Genomic DNA, 20,941 nt, shown 5'->3' with positions numbered 1-20,941 from the left:
CGATGCCGTGCTTACGCCGCCAGCGCTTCGTCGTCGCTTTCGAGGTTGGCGAGCGAGTCCGCATGCTCGCGGATCAGCCGGTACACCGTCTCGCCCGGCACGGTTTCCTCGTCGAGCAGCTGCTCGGCGATCGACCGCAGGACCGGCGCGTTCGCCTGCAACAGCGCGAAACACGCATCGTTGAGCTCGTGCAGCAGCGCGTTCGCGTGTTCGATGGAGTTCTTCAGTTGCAGCCCCGCGTACTGCTGCGGCAGCGCGGCGAGACTGAAGAGGTTGCCGTCGGTATTGAATCCGTGTTTCGACACCATGTCGAGCCCGATGCGCGACGCTTCCTGCAAGTCGTGCGCGGCGCCGCTCGACGCCTCGTTGAACATCAGCAGTTCGGCATTGCGTCCGCCGAGCAGCACCTGGATCTCGTTGCGCAGTTCGGTCTCGCGATACAGATGCTTGTCCTGCATCTTCGTGATCAGCGCGACGCCAAGCGCGCCGCCACGCGGCAGGATCGTGACTTCCTCCAGCACGCCGGTGCCGAGCAGCGCCGCCACGAGTCCATGACCCGCCTCGTGCACCGCGATGCGCGTGCGTTCGTCGTCGGACAGCGCGCGTTCCGCGCCGTTGATGTCGCCGATTCGCGCGATCTTGATCGCTTCCAGGAAGTGCTCGGCCGCGACTTCCCGCGTGCCGGCCTTGCGGGCGACGAGACCCGCCTGGTTGACGATCATCGAAAGCGACGCCGGCGAGAGACCCGTGGTGAGCCGCGCGAGCTGTTCGAAGTCGATGTCGTCGCTCTTCTTCTTCAGGTTGTCCGCATAGAAGCGCAGGATCTCGGAACGGTCTTCGAGGCTCGGCAGGCGCACCTGCACCGTGCGGTCGAAGCGGCCGGGACGGCGCAAGGCTTCGTCGAGATTGTCCGGATGGTTGGTCGCCGCGACGATGATCACGCCTTCATTCGACGCAAAACCGTCCATCTCCGCGAGCAGCTGGTTGATGATGCGGTTGCTTTCCGCCTCGACCGGACCGCCGCCCGTGTCGGTGCGCTTGCCGAGGCCGTCGGCTTCGTCGATGAAGATGACGGTCGGCGCATTCTTGCGCGCCAGTTCGAACAGATGCTTGACCTTCTGGATGCCGACGCCGTAGTACTTCGCGCTGAAGTAACTGCCCGTGATGGCGATGAAGTTCGCGCCGCATTCGCCCGCCAGCGCCTGCGCCAGCCGCGTCTTGCCGACGCCCGGACCGCCCGTCATCAGGATGCCGCACGGCGCGCGCACGCCCATGCCGGTGAATTGCGCGGGCTCGGAAAGCCAGGCGCGGACGTCGGTGAGCGCGGCTTTCGCTTCGCCGGCGCCGATCACGTCGTCGAAGCGCAGCGTCGGCGACTTGCTGAGCAACTGCGCGCCGCCGCGCATCTCGCGGCGCATGAACCACAGCAGGCCGCCGATCATCAGCAGCGGCAGCAGCAGGCTCAGCGCATCGCGCGAGCGGTCGAACATTTCGCTCCATTGCGCCGTGCCCGTGCGTACCTCCGCGTCCGGCAGCCAGACCAGTTGATACGGCGTGGCGCTGCCGGGCTTCAGGTCGCCGAGCAGCAGGGAATTCGAGAACGCGCCGTTGTGATCGGCGACATAGTACTTGTCGCCCTTGAGCGTCGAGACGAGGATCGCCTCGCGGCTCACGCCGATGGCGGCCACCTGGCCCGCGCGGATATCGGCGAGCATGGCGGACGCATCCTTCTCCTGATGCGACCACGCCGACGCGTCATGCCGCATCTGGTGCGCGACGCCGGTCAGGGCAGCGGCCGAGGGCGCTGCGAGGCGCTGTTCGTGCCGCCAATGGAGAAAGCCCACGGTGGCCACGAGTGCGGCGGCGAGCACGCCGCACGCGACAAGGCGGCCGACGCGCGACCGCAGCGAATTCCTTACCGGTTTCATCAATGTGTTCCTAATGGGGGCCGCGATGGCGCCGCACTCAAAGCTTTCGTCGGGGACTGAGACATCCGGGCGTGCCGGACGCGTGCTCACGGTGGCGGGATGCCTGCCGGGCGCGCCAGGACTCGTATGGCGCACCAGATGGCAAGGCGATCGACCTTGAACCGCAGATCGTCAACCATGCGGGATGGCCCTGTTCGGGAGGCTCCGCTGGAATGGTGCCCGTATTGCATGACCATTCAGTAACGCGGAACGGCACGAGGGACGGGAGCGGGCCCGCGCCTTGTCGATTTAACGTCCTGTTTTTATTTAACGGCAAACGGTCCGCGTAATTTAACGGCCGTTCGCAGGCGGGCGCTCCACGCTCGCAAATCGATGCAGGTTCGATGGCGTACGCAGGGGCGAGGCAAGGATAGCACGGCAAAACTGTCCGCTCCATCCGGTAAGGAATACTGCTTGCTTGTCCATGATTTGCTACAGGCACGATCCGTGCGACATGCGAAGCGCGGAACATTCGATAACCCGGGAGATACCGTCATGCTCTACTACGCGCTGGTCTTCTTCATCATCGCGATCATCGCCGCCGCGCTTGGCTTCGGCGGCATTGCCGCAGGCGCGGCAAGCATCGCGAAGATCCTGTTCTTCATCTTCCTCGTGATCTTCCTCGTCACGCTGGTGATGGGCCTGATGAGGCGATGACGCTTCGGCTGGCCAGCGTCGTGTCCGCGCCACGCGGCACGACGCTTTTTTTTCGCCCAAAATCCGTGTCTTTCATTTCGCCAACCGTTCGCTTCGACGCGCCTTCCAGTGCCGATGCACGCGCCTCGCATAGTCCGCGAACGGCGGATTGATGAACAGCACCCATGCGCCCAGCGTCAATGCGCCGCACACGAGAAACGTGCCGCGATAGCCCAGCGCCGCGACCAGCACACCCGACAGCACGCCGGACAGGATCGAGCCGACGCGCGATGCATTGAAGAACAACGCAGTCGCGGCGCCCGGGCTGCGCGGCATCAGGTCCTGCATGTAGGTCATGCCGAGGCAGGACGTCACCGACACCACGAAGGCGCTGAACGCTTGCATCGGAATCAGGCTGTGAATGCCGGGCGACGCCGCCACCGCGACGAAGTACACCATGTGCACGGCGGCGCTGGCGGCGAGCCAGCGTTGTTTGTCGAGACGCGAGCCGCGCGCGCCGAGCGCCAGCATCATCGGGATTTCGAGGAAGGCGCCGAGACCCAGCATGATGGACACGTCGATGCGCGTGCCGTGCATGCCATGCACGACATAGAGCGGCAGCACGATCATGGTCGCACTGGCGGCGAGGCCGATGAGCGTCAGCGCCACTGTGGCGCGCCAGATGTCCGCGCGCGGATGCGAGATGCCGGCATGCGGCGGCGCGAGCGTTTCGGTGTCGGGTGCGGTGACTTCCAGAAGCGACGAAGGGTCGCCGGCGTAATGCGCGGGCGCGCTGTGCGGATCGCCCTTCGGTGAATCGTGCATGCGCCAGACGATCACGCCGCAAGCCGCGAAGCAGGCTGCTGCGAACAGGAAGAGGCCGTAGAAGCCCGCGCCGGCCAGCACCAGCGCGCCCACCGACGGACCGAACACCCATGCCATGGAAAGCACCGTGCGCAGGGTGGCGAGCGCGAAGGCGCGCTGCGCTTCGTCTTCGATGGGCAGCGCGGAGCGCGCGAAGGAGAACACCAGCGACATGGCCGCGCCGCCCGCGCCGAGGAACGCGATGCCGATGCTCATCAGCCCCGCGTAGTTGCGCACGAGGCACAGCAGCAGGAAGCCGAGCGCCGATGCAATCAGCGCCGCCAGCAACAACTCGCGATGATGTCCGCGACGGTCGGTCCATTTGCCCGCGAAGGCGCTCGTCACGACGCCGCTCGCCGCGATCATCGTCATGAAGAGACCGAGTTGCAGCGGCGTCATGCCTGCCTGCTCGACGCTGAAGAGCGACAGATAGGGTGCGGTGAACGACATGGCGATGCCCAGCATCAGCGTCGCCGCGGAGAGCGGCAGGAAAAACGGAATGCGGGTGAGGCTGAGCAGGCGGGCGTTCATCGGGCGGGGAGGGGTGGGCCGTGGCGTTCGAAGCGTTCAAAGCTTTTGAAGTGCAGGGCCCGCAAGCGATGTTCCTCGCACTGGGCAGGGCAGAGACTTGTGGGCCAGTGCGCAGTGTGCCCATCGCCGGATGGTTTTGCTGTAACAAAATATTTGGCGATGCTTCACGGCAGGGTCACGCGTCTTGCTCCTCTATCGCATTCACCTTGCCGATGAAATCCAGCTTGCCGACATCGACCCCATTGGCGCGCAGGATCGCATACGCCATCGCGACGTGAAAGTACACGTTCGGAATCACGATCTGCAACAGGTAGTTCTCGCCCGACAGTGTGCCCGACACCCACGATACCTTCACGATCCGGCTGGCCGCGTCATCGTATTGACTTGCCGTCACGCTCCCGACGAATGCGAGTGTCTTGCGAATGCGTTCGCGCGCTTCGGCAAGCGTCTGTTCGTTGTCTTCGTGACGCGGCGGCTGTTTTCCGGAAAGATAGGCAGCGCCGCCCTTGAGATAGTCGCAGGCGCTCTGGATCTGATACAGCAATCCCGCCATGTCGGGCGCGAGCCGTGTCGAGAGCAACACGGCGACATCGAACTTCTTCGCTTGCGCGAAGCGTTCGGCGCGGTCCAGATAAGTGTCCATCGTCCTGACTGCTTCCGCGCACTGCGCGATAGCCTGTGCATACATTGCCGTTCTCCTGTAACAGAGGTTCGCAACGAGCCTTGCCCGCCCACTTCCCCTACAATACCGCGACCCCATTCCTGTGAGCCGATGCGGTGGACCGACTCGAAGCCATGCAGATGCTGGTGACCGCCGTGGACGGAGGAAGTCTCTCGGCGGCGGCGCGCGAACTGAAGATTCCCGTCAGCACGCTGACACGCAAGGTCGCCGATCTCGAAGAACTGCTCGGCACGCGGCTGCTGATCCGCACCACCCGCAAGCTCGCGCTGACCGACGCCGGCACCGCCTATGTCGCCGCCGCGCGCCGCATCCTCGAACTGGTGCGGGAACAGGAGCACGAAGCCACCGGCGAGTTCTCGACCGCCCGCGGTGAACTCGTCGTCACCGCGCCCGTGCAGCTGGGCCGCCTGCACGTCCTGCCGGTCATCAATCAGTTCCTCGCGCAGTATCCGGACATCACCGTGCGGCTGCTGCTCTCCGACCGCAACGTCGATCTGATCGACGCCCACGCCGATCTCGCGGTGCGCATCGGCGAATTGCCGGACAGCAACATGATCGCGACGCGCATCGGTTCATTGCGCCCGGTGGTGTGCGCGAGTCCGCGTTTTCTGGCCCGCATTGCGCCGCCCGCCGAACCCGACGAACTCGTGAAGCATGCGTGCGTCGTCTTCAACAGCCCTTATCTGTCGCCGTGGCGTTTCCGGCTGCCGTCGACGGACAAGGTCTACATGCTGGAGGTCAAGCCGCGGCTCGAAGTGACGTCGCCTGATGCGGCGGTCAGCGCCGCCGCCGATGACGCCGGCATCACCTTCGTCTTCGAGCACGACGCCGACGAAGCGCTGCGCAGCGGACAACTCGAAGTCCTCCTGCCGCAGTTCGAGATCGAACCCGTGCCGGTGCATCTGGTGCATGTGTCGAGAAACCTGATGGCGATCAAGCTGCGGCATTTCATCGACTTCGCCGCGCCGAAGCTGCGGGAGTCGCTGTCGCGCTTCGGCAAGCCGCAGCGGCGCTGAGTTTCAGCCTTCTTCTTCGGGATCGCCGAGCACGCGCTCATTGCGATTGTCGACGACGGCACGCGTCTTTTTGGTCGCGCCGGGACCGGCCGCGAAGCGCACGTCCCGATAGCCCAGCGAACACCCGCCCGATCCGCGCACTTCCAGCGCCTCGACCGGCTTGCCGCTCGCATGTTCGACCAGCGCGATAGGCGGCTTGCCGTTCGGCCGCAGCCATTTGTCGCCCCATTGCATCAGCGCGACGAGCACCGGATACAAGTCCTCGCCCTTTGAAGTCAGGCGGTAGCCGAAGGTATTCGCGCGTTCCGCAACCGGGAAGCGTTCGAGGATCTCCAGTTCGGTCAGGCGTTCGAGCCGGGCCGTCAATACATTGCGGGCGATGCCCAGCCCGCTCTGGAACTCGTCGAAGCGCCGGCTGCCCTGCGTGCACTCACGCACGATCAGCAGCGTCCACCACTCGCCGACCTCTTCGAGGGCGCGAGCGATCGAGCAATCCATTCCGTCGAAGCGTTTTCTATACATGATGCGCCCATGCTATCTCAAGTTTCATCACGCAACTTAACCATTCTACGGGGAACAGCTTCCCGGTTTCAGCCCGTACCGTGCGCCGGTTGCCTTGCCTATAGTTGCGTCACGAAACTTTGTGGACAACCAGCCAAGGATAGCCATGGAAAACCAGATTGATCCGGCCGAAGCGGGCGTGCCCGCTTCAGACGTCACAGCGAAACCGAAGCCGCCTTCGGTCAGATGGATCGGCAAGGGCGTGGCGGGCCTGGTGGTCGTCGCGGTGGCCGCGACGGCGTTTCAGCTGCACCGCTCCGGCGCGGCGCCGGTCGCGGTGGCGCCGCCGCCTTCGGTGACGATCAGCACGCCGTTGCAGCGCGACATAGAAGGGCGGCTCGGGTTCCTGGGGCAGTTCTCGGCGGTGAATCGCGTCGAACTGCGCGCGCAGGTGGGCGGGACGCTGACGCGCATCCTGTTCAAGGATGGCGATGTCGTGCATCAGGGCGACCTGCTGTTCGAGATCGATCCCGAGCCGTATCAGATCAAGCTCGCGGAGGCGTCCGCTGAACTCGGCGCCGCGAATGCGCGGCTGGCGCTGGCGACGCGTGAGCTGGCCCGCGCACAGGAACTGCAACGCGCGGAAGCGGGCACCGCGCAGAACGTCGATCAGAAAGTGGCCGAGCAACGCGCCGCGCAGGCCGCCGTGGACGGCGCCAATGCGCGGGTGCGCGATGCACGCTTCGACCTGGACCGCTGCCGGATCGTGGCGCCGTTCACGGGGCGCATGGGCACGCATCTCGTCTCGACGGGCAATCTGGTCTCCGGCAGCCGCGCCGGCAGCGGCCCGACGACGCTGCTCGCGACGCTCGTGTCGCTCGATCCGGTCTATCTGGACTTCGACATCAGCGAGACCGACTACGCGGCGTTCCAGCGCGCGCGCGGCAACCTGCAAGGACCGCTGTCCGACACCGTGAGCCTCTCGCCCACCGGCGACAGCGGCTTCACGCGCACCGGCAAGCTCGACTTCATCGACAACGCACTCGACCGCTCGAGCGGCACCATCCATGCACGCGCGACGATCCCGAATCGCGATCTCGCGCTGACCCCGGGCGGCTTTGCGCGGGTCCGGCTGGCGACGACCGCGCCGCAACCGGCCTTGCTCGTGCCCGATGCCGCGGTGCTCGACGACCAGACCGATCACATGGTGTACGTGGTCGGCGCAGACGACGTGGTGACGCCCAGAAAGGTGCAGGTCGGCGACTTGCGCGGCGGTTTGCGCGTGATCCGTTCGGGGCTGGCGCCGACCGACCGTGTCGTGATCGACGGCATTCCGTCCGTTCACCCCGGTTCGAAGATCAACCCGCGCACCGGGACCATCCAGTTCTCGGCCGAGCCGCATGCCGATGGAGCGAAATCATGAAACTGACGCACTTCTTCATCGAGCATCCGCGCTTTGCCGCGGTGCTCAACATATTCGTCGTGCTCGTTGGCCTCGCGACGATGTTCAAGCTGCCGGTCGCGCAGTATCCGAACATCGTGCCGACGACGATACAGATCACGACCTCGTATCCCGGCGCATCGGCGGATACGATCGCGCGCACAGTCGCCACGCCGCTGGAGCAGTCAATCAACGGCGTCGAGAACATGGACTACATCGCGAGCCAGTCGACCAGCAACGGCCAACTGACGATCACGGTGATCTTCAAGGTAGGCACGAATCCGGACACGGCGCTGCTGCTCACGCGCAGCCGCGTGGAGGACACGCTGTCGCGCCTGCCCGCCGATGTGCAATTGCAGGGCGTCCAGGTCAAGAAGACGATCCAGGCGCTGCTGCTCGGCGTCCACGTCTATTCGCCCGATGGTTCGCGCAGCCCGGAGTATCTGTCGAACTACATGCTCAAGGTGCGCGATCAGATTGCGCGGCTGCCGGGCGTGTCGGACTTCCAGTTGTTCGGCGAGCGGCAGTACGCGATGCGCATCTGGATCGATCCGGACAAGGCCGCTTCATACCGTATCAGCGCGGGTGAGATCCTTGCCGCGCTGCGTGCGCAGAATGCCGCGGTGTCGGCGGGCGTGCTGAACCAGCCGCCGGTGTCGAACCAGGGCACGGGTGCGTATCAGATCAACGTCGAGGCGCTGGGCCGCCTGAGCACGGCCGAGCAGTTCGGCGACGTGGTGGTGAAGTCGGATGCGCAGGGACGCGTCACACGGATGCGCGACATCGGCCGCGTGGAACTCGGCTCAGTGGACTACGGCTCGAAAGCCTATGCCGACCGCTATGCGTCCACGCCGTGGTTCGTGATCGCCACGCCCGATGCGAACGTCGTGCAAGTGGAACACGATGTCTGGGCGAAGATGGCCGAGCTGAAGAAGAGCTTTCCTCCCGGTGTCGACTACATCCGCATCTATGACCCGACGACCTTCGTGTCCCAGTCGATTCACGAAGTCGCGGTGACGATCGCCATTGCCATCCTGCTCGTGGTGGGCGTCGTGTATCTGTTCCTGCAGAACTGGCGCGCCACGCTCATTCCGGTGGTCGCCATTCCGGTGTCGCTCGTGGGCACCTTCACCGTGCTGTCGCTGTTCGGCGCGTCGATCAATAACCTGTCGCTGTTCGGACTGGTGCTGGCGGTGGGCATCGTGGTGGACGACGCCATCGTGGTGGTCGAGAACGTCGAGCGCAACATGGCGCTCGGCATGAGTCCGCGCGAGGCCGCGCACCAGACGATGAAGGAGGTGTCCACGGCGATCATCGCCATCGCGCTGACGCTGTGTGCGGTGTTCGGACCGACCGCGCTGATGTCCGGCATCTCGGGCCTGTTCTTCAAGCAGTTCGCGATCACCATCGCCGCGTCCACGGTCATCTCGTGTTTCGTCTCGCTGACGCTGAGCCCGGCGCTCTGTGCCGTGCTGCTCAAGCCGCACGAGATGGAGAAGACGCATGGCGGTTCCACGACGCTGGGCCGTCTGCATCATGCGGTGTTCGGCCGCTTCAACGCATCGTTCGAATGGCTCTCCTCGAAGTACGGAAAGATGACCAGCCGCGCCGTGCGCGCGACCACGGTGATGCTGGTCGTCTACGCGGGTCTGATCGCGGCAACCGGCTTGCAGATGTCGAGAATGCCGACGGGCTTCATTCCGGAGCAGGACATCGGCTATCAGGCGGTGATTGCCTTCCTGCCGCCGGGCGCGAGTCTCGAACGCACCGACAAGGTGATTCGCGAGATCAACGACATCGTGCTCGATACCCCCGGACTCAAGGGTGTCACGCACACCTCGCCGGTATCCGGTTTCGATGTGACGACCGGCACCATCGCGCCGAATGTGGGAACGCTGTTCTACGGTCTGCCTTCGCTGTATGGCAAGCACGTGCCGGGCGTCAATGCGGCCTCGATGCTGGTCGAACTGCGCAAGCGCGTGGCCGGCGTGAAGGACGCCGTGGTCGTGGTGGTGAACCCCCCGCCGGTGCAGGGGCTGGGCGCGGCGGGCGGCTTCAAGCTGATGCTGGAAGACCGTGGCGGCCTCGGTCCGCAAGCGCTCGCGGACGCGGCGCACGCGCTGGTGGCGGCGGCGAACAAGGACAAGACCTTCGGCGGCGTGTTCACGCTGTTCGATGCAGGCGCGCCGTCGGTCTATGCCGATGTCGACCGTCTCAAGGCACAGAAGATCGGCCTGACGCCGACGGACGTCTTCTCGACGATGGAGCTCTATCTCGGCTCGCAGTACGTGAATGACTTCAACTTCATGGGCCGCACGTACCAGGTGCGGGTGCAGAGCGACGAGGCGTTCCGCCGGACGCCGGAAGACATCGGCAGGCTCAAGGTGCGCAACGCCAGTGGCGACATGGTTCCGATCAGCAGCGTGGCGACCTTCCAGCGCGATACGCAGCCGTATCGCGTGCCGCGCTACAACATGTATCCGGCTGCGGAAATCATGGGGGCGGCGGGTCCGGGGCTGTCATCCGGCGATGCCATCGAACGCATGGAACAACTCGCCCAGCAGGTGCTGCCGAACGGCATCACGTATGAATGGACCGACCTGGCTCATCAACAGAAAGAACAGACCATGTCGCCGCTGGCGATCTTCGCTGCGTCTGCGCTGTTCGTGTTCCTCGTGCTGGCCGCGCAATACGAAAGCTGGAAGACGCCGCTGGCGATCGTGCTGATCGTGCCGATGTGTCTGCTCGCGGCCGCCATCGGTCTGAACATGCGCGGCATGCCGATCGACATCCTCGCGCAGATCGGTTTCGTGGTGCTGGTGGGGCTGGCGGCGAAGAACGCGATCCTGATCGTCGAGTTCGCGCGGCAGCGTCAGGAAGAAGACGGTCTTAATGCGGAAGACGCAGCTACACAGGCCGCACGCGTGCGCCTGAGGCCAATCCTGATGACGTCGTTCGCGTTCATCGCCGGGGTGGCGCCGCTCGCCATCGCTCACGGTGCGGGCGCGGAGATGCGGCAGTCGCTCGGGACCACGGTGTTCTTCGGCATGCTCGGCGTCACGCTCTTCGGTCTCGCCTTCACGCCCGCGTTCTATGCCTTCGTACGCAAGGTGGGCGTCCACGACGTGCGCGCGCTGCCGCGCAAACTCAGCAGTGGAGAAACGAAATGAACAGCTTCTGGTTGAGAACCTCCAAGGCGATTGCAGGCAGCCTGTTCGTCAGCGCGTTCCTGGCGGCCTGCGCGGTGGGCCCGGACTACGTCGCGCCGGATACGCACATGGAGCCGTTCCATAACGCGCAGCAAGTCGCCGAGCGGCAGACCACGCTGCCCGCGCCGAGCCTCGACAGCTGGTGGACCGGCTTCAAGGATCCCGAGCTCGTCACGGTGGTGCAGCGCGCGCTGGCCCAGAACCTGAGCATCCAGGCCGCGATGGCGCGCGTCGCGCAGTCGCGGGCGGCGGCTCAGGCGGCGGGGGCGCAGTTGCTGCCGACCGTCGATCTGAATGCGTCGTACACGGCGGAACATCAAAGCGTGCAGAGTCCGCTCGGCGCCATCGCCAGCGCGTTTCCGAACTACAGCCGCGATCAGAAGGAATACGTCGCGGGCGCAACGGCGAGCTGGGAGATCGATCTTGCCGGTGGTCTGCGGCGTGCCCATGCCGCCGCCACGGACGAAGAGCAGGCCGCCGAAGCCGCGCAACTCGGCACGCGGGTCACGGTTGCGGCGGATGCAGCCGACGCCTATCTGCAGATTCGCGGACTGCAAGCGGAACTGGCGGTGACGCAGGATCAGGTGGACACGGATGCACGCTTACTCGAACTGGTGAAGGCGCGCAAGCAGGCCGGCGCATCCGATGAGCGCGAAGTGGCGCAGGCGGAAGCGCTGCTGCGTCAGGCGCGTGCGCGCGTGCCGAGCCTGCGGATTTCGCTCGAAGCGCAGTTGAACCGGCTCGATGTGCTGCTGGGCGCGCAGCCCGGCACCTACACGGCGGAGCTCGTCACGCATGCCGGCGCGATTCCCGATGTCCCGGCGGTCAGCAGCAACGATGCGCCCGTCGACGTGTTGCGGCGCCGTCCCGACATCATCGCGGCCGAGCGGCACCTGGCGGCATCGAACGAGGGCATCGGCGTGGCGCTCGCCGAGTATTACCCGAAGATCTCGCTGGCCGGCGCGCTGGGTTTCGACAGCATCTCGGCCGGTCATTTTCTCAGCGCCAAGGCGTTTCAGCCGGTCGGCACGGGCGCGTTGCGCTGGCGTCTGTTCGACTTCGGAAAGGTGGATGCCGAAGTGAAGAGCGCGCGCGGTGCGTATGCGGAAGCGCTGGCGCAGTACCGGGAAGCGGCGCTCAAGGCGACTGAAGACGTCGAAAACGCGTTCATGACGCTTTCGCAAACCGGTGTTCGCGCGCAGGAGGTGCAACAGGAAGTCGATGCCCTGACGCGGGCCCGCGATCTCTCGGAGAAGGCGTATCGCGCGGGTTCGATCACGCTCACCGACGTGCTCGACGCCAACCGTCAATTGCTCGTCGCACGTGACGATCTCGATGCCACGCGGGCCGACGCGGCGCGCGCCGCCGTGCGGACGTTCCGGGCGCTGGGCGGCGGCTGGGAGGCGTCCGGAGACAAGGTGGCCGCGCACGACTGACTGCCCGCACTTCACCGCTTCACGGGGAACAGCTTCCCACTTCGGGGCGGTAGTGCGGGACGGTCGACTCTCCTATAGTTTCGTCACGCAACGCAATCAGGAGCCGCAACTTCAAGGCTCTGCTTCTTCAGGGAGACATCGAAATGGATCGTCGTCTACTTACTCTCGCGCTCGGCATGTTAGCGCTCGGCACCGACAGCTTCGTCTTCGCGGGCATCCTGCCTGAAATCGCCCGTTCGTTCGACGTGAGCATCGGCGCGGCGGGACAGCTCATCAGCATCTACGCGCTCAGCTATGCGCTGCTGGGTCCGACCATCGCCGCACTGGCCGCGAACGTCAGCCGCAAGCGTCTGCTGCTGGGCGGTATCGGGCTCTTCGTCGTGGCCAATCTCGGGACCATCGTGGCGCCGAACCTGGGGCTGGCGCTGGCGACGCGCGCGCTGGCCGGACTCGGCGCGGCAATGTTCTCGCCGACGGCCAGCGGCACCGCCGCGGCACTGGTGCCGCCGGAGCGGCGCGGCTATGCGCTGTCGATCATCGTGGCGGGCCTGACCACGGCGACGGCGCTCGGTTCGCCCATCGGCGCCGTCATCGGCGGCCTGGCGGGCTGGCACTGGACGATGGTGCTGGTCGCCGGGCTCGGCGCCGGCGCATTCGTGGGCATTCTCGCGTTCATGCCCGAAGTGCCGCTGCCGCCGGCCATCTCGCTGCGTCAACGACTGTCGCCGCTGACTGATGCGCGCGTCGGACTGACGCTCGCCACCACCGTACTCGCGCAGATCGGCACCTTCATCATCTTCAGTTACTTCGCGGTGGTGTTCGACCGTGCGACCGGCCATAGCCCGCTGGTGCTGGGCGGGTTGCTGGTGCTGTGGGGCCTGGCCGGAACGTTCTCGAACCTGCTGACGGGGCGTGTGCTGGACCGGATCGGCTCGCACAAGGTGGTGGTGATCAAGCTGACGATCGTCGCGCTGGTCATTTTCACGCTGCCGGTCACGAGCGCACATCTGTGGAGCGCGGCGCTGGCCGTGACGGTGTGGGGCGCCTGTGCGTGGGGCGTGCTGGTGCCGCAGCAGTTCCGCCTCGCGAGCCTCAACCCGCCGATGACCGCCGTGCTGGTCGGCCTCAACACGTCGGCGACGTATGTGGGCGTGTCCATCGCCGGCACGCTCGGCGCCGCGTTGATCCCGCTGACAGGGGGCCACAGCCTGGGCTATCTCGCCGCCGTTCCCGTGGTGATCGCGATCCTGGTTTCCGGGCTGGCGACGCGCCGCATCGCATCGTTCGCAAGTTCGAAGTGCGCGGCGGCGGCCTGAATCCGGCCACCGCTTTCCTGAAGGTTCTTTGCATTCAAGATTCAAAATTCACTTCTGAGGAAACAGTCATGTCCAAGGTAGATACGTTCCGCAGTCTGCACGGTCAGTCGACGCCCCTTCTTTTGCCGAACGCGTGGGACGCGGGCAGCGCGAGGCTCATCGAGGCTCAGGGGGCCTCGGCGATTGCGACGACAAGCGCGGGATTTGCATGGGCGCTCGGTTATCCCGACGGCCGCGTGCTGCCGTTCGATGAAGTCGTCGCCGCCGTCCGACGCATCGTGCGGGTTCTCACCGTGCCGTTGTCGGTGGACGTCGAACACGGCTATTCCGATGATCCGAAGACCGTCGCGGAGCAGGTGCTGCGGCTGGCGGAGCTGGGGATTGCGGGCATCAATATCGAAGACGGACCCGACCCGGCATCGCTGCTGGCCGCGAAGATCGAGGCGATCAAGGCGGCCGTGAAGAAGGCCGGCCTGGACCTGTTCGTCAATGCACGCAGCGACGTGTTTCTTGCGAGCCTCGTCGAACCGTCGAAGCAGCCGCAGGAGGCGATTGCACGCGGCGGGCTGTATGCATCGGCGGGCGCGGACGGTCTGTTCGTTCCGGCGCTGATGCGGCCGTCCCACATCGAGACGATCGTCGGGGACATCCGGCTGCCTTTGAATGTGATGGCGCTGCCGGGCCTGCCCGATGCCGCGACGCTCGGAAGACTCGGCGTACGGCGGCTCAGCGCGGGCAGCGGCATCGCGCAGGTGGTGCTCGGCAGGACCAAGGCCATGGCCGCGGACTTCCTCGCGCACGGCCGTTCCGAAGCGCTCGACGACGCACCGCTGCCTTACGGCGAAATTCAAGGATTGTTCAACTGATGGATCGGTATGGGCGGAAACACGCCCTTCGCGATGTTGCATTCAATAAACCACTCTGGAGATGGTCATGATGCTCGAAGGAAAACGCGCGCTGGTCACCGGCGCAAGCCGCGGTATCGGCGCATCGATAGCGAAGGCGCTGGCGGCAGCCGGCGCGGACGTTGCGATCACATATGAGAAGTCGGCGGAACAGGCCGCGCAGGTCGTGAAGGAAATCGAGGCGGAAGGCCGCCGTGGCGTCGCGATCCAGGCGAACAGCGCGGATGCGGCGGCGATCCACGCATCCGTGCAGAAGACGGTAGAGGCGCTGGGAGGGTTGGACATCCTGGTCAACAACGCCGGCATTCTGCGCATGGGCGATGTGAAGGACATCTCGCTCGAAGACATCGACGCCACGCTCAACGTGAACGTGCGCGCGCCGATTCTCGCTACGAAGGCCGCAATTCCGCACCTGAAGGCGGGTGGCCGTGTGATTTCGATCGGCAGTTACTTCGCGGACCGGGTTCCGGCTTCGTTGCTCGGCGTCTATTCCGCGTCCAAGTCCGCGCTCGTGGCTTTCACGCAGGGTCTCGCGAGAGAACTCGGCCCGCAGCGGATCACGGCGAACCTCGTGCAGCCCGGTTCCATCAATACGGACATGAACCCGGTGGAAGGTCCGTTCGGGCCGACGCTGAAAGCGCTGACGGCCACCGGCGACTACGGCACGGGCGAGGATATCGCGCAGGCTGTGGTGTTCCTGGCGAGCGCGAACGCCGGCTATATCACCGGCGCGACGCTCACCGTGGATGGCGGCGCAAACGCCTGAAGACGAGAGGGGTTTTTTGTATGCCGGTCCGCTGTCATCCTGCACGACGGCGGGGCCGGCTCATTGATGCACAAAGACCACTATGCGATAGCGCTTTCGTCTTCCCGCGCCGGTTTCATGTATGCACTCGCGCAGGCTTTCAATCTATCTGAAAGCTCGAAAATCGCATCCAGATTCTCGAGATGCACACGGTCCTCTTCCTTTTTGTCGTCGAATACGCCGATGACAAGCCTGCTTTCATTCTTGAACCGCAATCTGCAAATGGGTTTGCGATTGTTATCGTCGAAGAGAATCGCGCAATAGCTCGCCGCGCCGCGTATCGCCACCATCCCCGGCGATATGACAGGCCGCAGGATTGCCCGGATGATCTGGAATGCCTCGACCTCGATAGCAGTCGGCTCGGATGCATCACCGGCCGCCGTGTCGCTCCCTGCCTGTGGAGCCGATGGAAGCAACGCCGGTTCCGGCGTCATGGCGCCCTTCAGACGACCATTGATCTTGTCAGCCACCAACTGCTGAAAAGCGTGCTTCGTGATCTGCGTGAACTGATCCTTCACCGTGGTCCTGAAATGTTTGCCTGCCAGGAATTCCGCAGACACGAGCCGGACGAATTCCTCGGGAGGCTCAGCCATCCATTCGTTCAGGGTATTTTTGATCGCACGCGTATATTTGAGGTGGTTTGCCGTGGTCAGGATGTTTTCGAGGTCGAACGCAGCCTTGGCGAACTTCTTCAGCTCATCGACATCCTGATCGCGAAAGTCGACTATATTGAATTCGAAGAACGGCTTCTCGTCCATCTTGTTCGGCTGTTCAAGGTCAGTAAAGAACCGATAGACGAGACCATTCGTCAACACCCCGAATCGTGCTTCCGTGACGTGGAAATAGCGGAACAGCTGGCTTGCATGATTGATGTTCAGATCGCCGCCGGACTTCTTGCACTCGAACAGCATGATTGGCTTTCCGTCCTTCAGGATCGCATAGTCCACCTTCTCGCCTTTCTTCGTGCCGACATCGGCGATCAGTTCGGGCGTCACCTCGAGAGGATCAAAGACGTTGTATCCCAGCAGATGGATGAACGGCATCACCATGGCATTCTTGGTTGCCTCTTCGGTTTGCACCATATCTTTTGCTGTTGCGATGCGTGCCGCCAAAGTCCTCACTTCATCAATGAAATCCATTTTCTCTTCTTCTCCGTTTTTAGACGAATCGCTCCCGCGCGAGAGTCCCACGATCCGGCCTTTGTGAACGTAAAAGAATGTCAAGCTTTGCAGAGGCGCAACGAAGTTTCAGAAATAGAATTTATCTGATTGCGTTGCAGCTTGATTGTGGCGATGGGGATGGGCCGATGAATCTTGCTCCAGTGCATGGGGAGGAGTCGGTGCACTGCCTCCGCGAGTTGATCGCGCGGGCTCCCTCATTGTCGATGGCCGATAATGATCGCGTGCAATGAATCCGCGGCTGGAGCAATTTCCGCGGTGTTGCTCGTGCGTTAATTAGCGGAACGCGTTCCGCTTTTTATCGGAACGGGCCGCGGTGCCTCGCCCACGAAGGCTCCGGCTGTTGCAAAAAAATGCGGAACTGGTCGTTCCAAATAAGGCCATCAAGCCATGGACAGGCGGCTTCGGCAGCCTCGATTCAGGTCCCGCGAGACGCTGAAAGAGAACCACTGCCGCGCCGCCGTCCAGCCCGAACTGCTTACTTCTCGATCTGTTGATTCCAGCGCTGATCCCACTGCGCGCGGTTCGCGTTGATGGTGTCCCAGTCCACCACCGTCACCTTCTTCACGAGCGAGTTCAGGTCGCCGAGATTCTTCTCCATATCCGGCGTCATCTTCGCGTGCGAGTTCGTGGGGATCTGCTTGCCGGCTTCAGCGGCCTTGGTCTGCGCAGGCGCCGACAGCAGATACTGTGCGAGCTTCTGCGCAAGCGCCGGATCAGGATTGTTCTTCACGACGCACAGATCGACCAGCAGCAGCACGGCGCCTTCCTTGGGCGCGACGTAGGCAACCGGCAGGCCCTTGTCCTTCAGGTCGCCGATGGCGGTCGGCGTGAGCGGAAACAGACCGGCTTCACCCGTGGTGATCATCTCGGAGAGCTTCGCCGAGTTCGGAATGTATTCGACGACGTTCGGGCCGACCGTCGTCGCCCATTTGCTGAAACCCGGCTCGACGTTCTTTTCGCTTCCGCCGAGCAGACGGTTGATCGCGAGGAAACCATGCAGGCCGAACGTGCTGCTGGAGGCCGACTGGAACACGACCTTGCCCTTGTACTTCGGATCGGCGAAGTCCATCCACGAGGTCGGGGGCGCCCAGCCCTTTTCCTTGAACAGCTTGGTGTTGTAGCCAATGCCGGTCATGCCGAGCTGCACGCCCGCGCCCATGTCGTCCTTCAGGCGCGCGAACGGATAGAGTTCCTTGAGCACGGGCGCGTCATCGAGCTTCTGGCAGATGCCCATGCTGACGGCGCGCGCCATCACGCCGTCGTCGAGGAACGCGGCATGGATCTGCGGACTGTTGCGGTTCGCGAGCAGCTTCGCGAGCACGTCGGACGACGTGCCGGGCACCACCACGACCTTGACGTTGTTGGCCTTCTCGAAGTCGGGCAGCACCTGGCTGGTGTAGGCCTTCTCCATCGGTCCACCGTTCATGCCGATGTAGATCGTCTTGCTCTGCGACCAGGCTTGCGACGAGACACCGAGCGCGACGAGCGCGGCAACGGAGGCGAGTGTGCGGGGCAGGTTCATCGTGATTGTCCTTGTTATGGCGATTGCGTTTGAGGTTAGTGAGCAGCGGAGAGCGGCACCCGGCTGAAGCGTTGAATCGAGAACGCGTCGATCGGCGTGCGGGTCTCGCCTTGCGTGACGAGTTCGGCGAGCACTTCGCCGACGCCGGGCGCAAGCAGGAAGCCTCCGCCCGAAAAACCGAAAGCATGCAGCAGACGCGGCGTGGTGCGGCTCAGGCCGATGACCGGATTGCTGTCCGGCGTTTCGCCTTCCACGCCGCTCCAGGTACGGATCAACAGCGCATCGCGCAGCGCCGGCAGCAGCGCACAGGCATCGCGCATCACGGCGCGCGTCGTGGCGGTGGAGGGCTGCGCATACTCGCCGTCGCCATGACCACGGCCGCCGCCGATCACGCAATTGCCGCGTTCCACCTGCCGCGCATACACGCCGCCGCCCACCACGCCGAGACTGTGGCCGATGAAGCGCGGCAGCGGCTCGGTCACCCACATGTTCGGATAGATGGGCTTCATCGGCACGGTCTCGCCGAAGCTGCCCGCGATACGGTTGGCCCAGGCACCCGCGCTGTTGACGAGCCAGTCCGAGCTGATGCGTCGATCGCCCGCGCGCATCTGAAAACGCGTGCCGTCGAAGACGATATCGGCGAGCTCGGTCTGCTCGCGCACGTCGACACCGGCGCGACGTGCAGCATGTGCGAAACCCGGCGAGACGAGACGCGGATTGGCATGACCATCGCTCGGACAGAGCGATCCGCCGATCGCCGCCGGACCCAGCCATGGATAGCGCTTGCGAAACTCCGCGCCGCGCAGCACCTGCGATTCGACGCCATGCTCGCGCGCCATCGCGGACCATCGGTCGAGCACATCGAGATCGGCTTCGCGGCGTGCAAGCCGCAGATGACCGGACACCACCAGCTCGCCATCGATGCCGATCAGCTCGGGCAAGCGAGCATAGACGCTTCGCGCGCGCACCGCGAGCGGCATCTGCTCGGGACTGCGGCCTTGCGTGCGCACGCCGCCATAGTTCACGCCGCTCGCCTGCGCCCCGCAGAAGCGCCGTTCGATCAATGCGACCCGCAGGCCTTGCAATGCCAGCGCCAGCGCCGTCGATGACCCGACGAGGCCGCCGCCCGCGATGACGACATCGTAGTGACGCGCATCATTCATCGTGGGCTTCCTCGGGCTGGACCTGCACGCCGTCGTCGTAGAGCATCGGCGTGATGGGAATGGGTTTGATGGGCGCCTGGCTGCGCAGCCTGCCGACTTCGGACGGCTGCTTGCCGGTTTCGGCAGCGAGCAGCGCGATGGCCGCTTCACCGCACATGCGCCCCTGGCAGCGGCCCATGCCGATGCGCGTGAGTGCCTTCAGCCGGTTCACTTCGGTGGCGAGGCCGCTGCGTACGCACGCGCGCAGCGTGCCTGCGGTGACTTCCTCGCAGCGGCAGATCACGAGATCGTCGGGCCAGCTTTGCGCGGCATGATCGGGCGGCGCGAACGCCTGCTCGATGCCGACGCGAAACGCACCGATGCGCGCGAGTTGCTGTTCGAGCCGCGCGGCATCGGGCTGGCTGTGACGATGCGTCATGATGCCGAGGTCCTCGATCAGCGCGAGCGCCGCGCGCTGGCCCGCGAGTTCGGCGGCATCGGCTCCCGCGATGCCTGCGCCGTCGCCTGCGAGATACACGTTGCGCACCGAACTGCGGCCGGCCGCATCGCGTTCCGGAATCCAGCAGCGATTCAGCGCATCGAAACGGAAGCGGCAACCGGCGAGATCGGCGAGCTGGGTCTCCGGACGCAGACCGAAACCGATGCCGACTGCATCGCAGTCCAGCGCGCGCGCGTCACCGCGATGCGTGCGCCAGCGGATCGCACGCACGGCGTCTTCGCCTTCGATGGCATCGAGCGTCACGCCGCGTTCGATACGCACGCCGCGCGCCTGCAGCCATGCCACGTAATACAAGCCCTTCGCGAATGTCGCGGGCTGGCTGAGCATGCGCGGCGTGGCGGCGGCCTGGCGTGCGAGCGGACTGGTATCGAGCACGGCGGCGATCTGCGCGCCTGCTTTCACGTATTGATAGGCGACGAGATAAAGCAAAGGCCCCGTCCCCGCCAGCACGATGCGCGCGCCGATCGCGCAACCCTGCGACTTCAGCGCGACCTGCGCGCCGCCGAGCGTGTAGACGCCTGCAAGCGTCCAGCCGGGGAGCGGCATGACGCGATCGGTCGCGCCGCTCGCGATGATCAGATGCGTGAACGGCACGCTCGCTTCATGGCCCGCGTGAAGCGTATCGAGCCGGTTCGCTTCGCATGACCAGACCAGCGTGCCCGGTCGATAGTCGATCTCGGGCAAGAGCGCTTCCATCGTGCGGTGCACGGCATCGGCCTTGCCGGCCTCGAAACCATAGAGCGTGGATTTCGCGCGCGCGAAGCCCGCATCCGCCGGCGGCTGGCGATAGATCTGTCCGCCCCAGCGCGGATTTTCGTCGATGACCACCGGCCGCACGCTGGCGCCCACCAGCGTCTGCGCCGCGCGAATCCCCGCAGGGCCCGCGCCGACGATCACCACACGGCGCTCGTCGCTCATTGCGCATCCTCCGGGTTCGCTGTGGGCGATGTGTGCGATGCGCATTGTCCCTGCGTGACGATGCGCATGCCGGCCTCGATGCGTGTGGAGCACGCGCGCATGCGGGTGCCGTCCTCGCCGCGCACCCAGCAGTCCTGACACGCGCCGATCAGGCAGAAGCCTGCACGCGGTGCGTTGTTGAACTCGCTGTGGCGCAGATGGCGCTGCTGCAAGAGGATCGCGGTGAGGAGCGTGTCGCCCGCGAGGGCTTGCGTGGGCGTGCCGTCGAGGATGAAGGAAACGGGCGCGCGTCCGGTTTCCGCGAGTCGGACGAATTGCGGGGCGCAGCGGGACGTCGGGGTAGTCATGA

17 protein-coding genes are annotated in these 20,941 nt (G+C 64.9%); 8 read left to right on the top strand and 9 right to left on the bottom strand.

Going from position 1 to position 20,941, the window contains the following annotated elements; genetic code table 11:
• Positions 1 to 11: 11 nt before the first annotated feature.
• A complete protein-coding gene (locus QCE83_RS23375) occupies positions 12 to 1,928 on the bottom strand; it encodes an AAA family ATPase (protein WP_309816828.1) in 1,917 nt (638 codons plus the stop codon).
• Positions 1,929 to 2,462: 534 nt separating this feature from the next.
• Between QCE83_RS23375 and QCE83_RS23370 the strand changes: the two genes are divergently transcribed.
• Positions 2,463 to 2,624, top strand: coding sequence for a DUF1328 family protein (locus tag QCE83_RS23370; RefSeq protein ID WP_035508907.1), 162 nt, complete (start codon positions 2,463 to 2,465; stop codon positions 2,622 to 2,624).
• Between the two features lie 72 nt (positions 2,625 to 2,696).
• Here the strand turns inward: QCE83_RS23370 and QCE83_RS23365 are convergent, their stop codons facing one another.
• Entirely contained in the window at positions 2,697 to 3,998 is a 1,302-nt protein-coding gene (locus QCE83_RS23365; protein ID WP_309816824.1) for a sugar efflux transporter, read from the bottom strand.
• Positions 3,999 to 4,173: 175 nt separating this feature from the next.
• On the bottom strand, positions 4,174 to 4,686 hold the full coding sequence (locus QCE83_RS23360; RefSeq protein WP_309816821.1) for a DUF1993 domain-containing protein: 513 nt from the start codon (positions 4,684 to 4,686) through the stop codon (positions 4,174 to 4,176).
• Positions 4,687 to 4,775: 89 nt separating this feature from the next.
• On the opposite strand from QCE83_RS23360, the gene QCE83_RS23355 reads away from it, so the two are divergent.
• On the top strand, positions 4,776 to 5,696 hold the full coding sequence (locus tag QCE83_RS23355; protein WP_309816817.1) for a LysR family transcriptional regulator: 921 nt from the start codon (positions 4,776 to 4,778) through the stop codon (positions 5,694 to 5,696).
• Between the two features lie 3 nt (positions 5,697 to 5,699).
• Here QCE83_RS23355 and QCE83_RS23350 read toward each other — a convergent pair whose 3' ends face one another.
• Positions 5,700 to 6,218, bottom strand: a complete 519-nt coding sequence (locus QCE83_RS23350; protein ID WP_309816814.1) for a helix-turn-helix domain-containing protein — start codon at positions 6,216 to 6,218, stop codon at positions 5,700 to 5,702.
• Between the two features lie 145 nt (positions 6,219 to 6,363).
• Here QCE83_RS23350 and QCE83_RS23345 point away from each other — a divergent pair, with 145 nt between their 5' ends.
• The 6 genes from QCE83_RS23345 (at position 6,364) to QCE83_RS23320 (ending at position 15,270) form a co-directional block, all read left to right on the top strand.
• Positions 6,364 to 7,620, top strand: coding sequence for an efflux RND transporter periplasmic adaptor subunit (locus tag QCE83_RS23345; protein ID WP_309816811.1), 1,257 nt, complete (start codon positions 6,364 to 6,366; stop codon positions 7,618 to 7,620).
• Positions 7,617 to 10,808, top strand: coding sequence for an efflux RND transporter permease subunit (locus tag QCE83_RS23340; RefSeq protein WP_309816808.1), 3,192 nt, complete (start codon positions 7,617 to 7,619; stop codon positions 10,806 to 10,808). Before QCE83_RS23345 ends, QCE83_RS23340 begins: the two co-directional genes overlap by 4 nt.
• On the top strand, positions 10,805 to 12,283 hold the full coding sequence (locus QCE83_RS23335) for an efflux transporter outer membrane subunit (RefSeq protein WP_309816805.1): 1,479 nt from the start codon (positions 10,805 to 10,807) through the stop codon (positions 12,281 to 12,283). The genes QCE83_RS23340 and QCE83_RS23335 overlap by 4 nt, the downstream gene beginning before the upstream one ends.
• 143 nt (positions 12,284 to 12,426) lie before the next feature.
• Complete coding sequence (locus QCE83_RS23330) at positions 12,427 to 13,599, top strand: MFS transporter (protein WP_309816802.1); 1,173 nt, start codon at positions 12,427 to 12,429, stop codon at positions 13,597 to 13,599.
• Positions 13,600 to 13,667: 68 nt separating this feature from the next.
• Positions 13,668 to 14,465, top strand: coding sequence for an isocitrate lyase/phosphoenolpyruvate mutase family protein (locus QCE83_RS23325; protein ID WP_309816799.1), 798 nt, complete (start codon positions 13,668 to 13,670; stop codon positions 14,463 to 14,465).
• 67 nt (positions 14,466 to 14,532) lie between these two features.
• Positions 14,533 to 15,270, top strand: coding sequence for an SDR family oxidoreductase (locus QCE83_RS23320; RefSeq protein WP_309816796.1), 738 nt, complete (start codon positions 14,533 to 14,535; stop codon positions 15,268 to 15,270).
• Positions 15,271 to 15,350: 80 nt separating this feature from the next.
• Here the strand turns inward: QCE83_RS23320 and QCE83_RS23315 are convergent, their stop codons facing one another.
• The 5 genes from QCE83_RS23315 to QCE83_RS23295 all read right to left on the bottom strand — a co-directional run bounded on the left by QCE83_RS23315 (position 15,351) and on the right by QCE83_RS23295 (position 20,939).
• Positions 15,351 to 16,448, bottom strand: coding sequence for a type I restriction endonuclease (locus QCE83_RS23315; protein WP_309816795.1), 1,098 nt, complete (start codon positions 16,446 to 16,448; stop codon positions 15,351 to 15,353).
• A gap of 517 nt (positions 16,449 to 16,965) precedes the next feature.
• A complete protein-coding gene (locus QCE83_RS23310) occupies positions 16,966 to 18,012 on the bottom strand; it encodes an ABC transporter substrate-binding protein (RefSeq protein ID WP_309816793.1) in 1,047 nt (348 codons plus the stop codon).
• 35 nt (positions 18,013 to 18,047) lie between these two features.
• Positions 18,048 to 19,175: an FAD-binding oxidoreductase gene (locus QCE83_RS23305; RefSeq protein WP_309816791.1), complete on the bottom strand. Its 1,128-nt coding sequence runs from the start codon at positions 19,173 to 19,175 to the stop codon at positions 18,048 to 18,050.
• A complete protein-coding gene (locus tag QCE83_RS23300; protein WP_309816785.1) occupies positions 19,168 to 20,592 on the bottom strand; it encodes an NAD(P)/FAD-dependent oxidoreductase in 1,425 nt (474 codons plus the stop codon). Before QCE83_RS23300 ends, QCE83_RS23305 begins: the two co-directional genes overlap by 8 nt.
• Positions 20,589 to 20,939 carry a (2Fe-2S)-binding protein gene (locus tag QCE83_RS23295; protein WP_309816783.1) on the bottom strand — a complete coding sequence of 117 codons (351 nt, stop codon included), beginning with the start codon at positions 20,937 to 20,939 and terminating at the stop codon, positions 20,589 to 20,591. Before QCE83_RS23295 ends, QCE83_RS23300 begins: the two co-directional genes overlap by 4 nt.
• Between the last annotated feature and the right edge of the window lie 2 nt (positions 20,940 to 20,941).

The organism is Caballeronia sp. LZ034LL (assembly GCF_031451215.1).
Taxonomy (GTDB): domain Bacteria; phylum Pseudomonadota; class Gammaproteobacteria; order Burkholderiales; family Burkholderiaceae; genus Caballeronia.
Note: the sequence above shows the minus strand (reverse complement) of the source record. Positions and strands in the feature narration are given on the sequence as shown.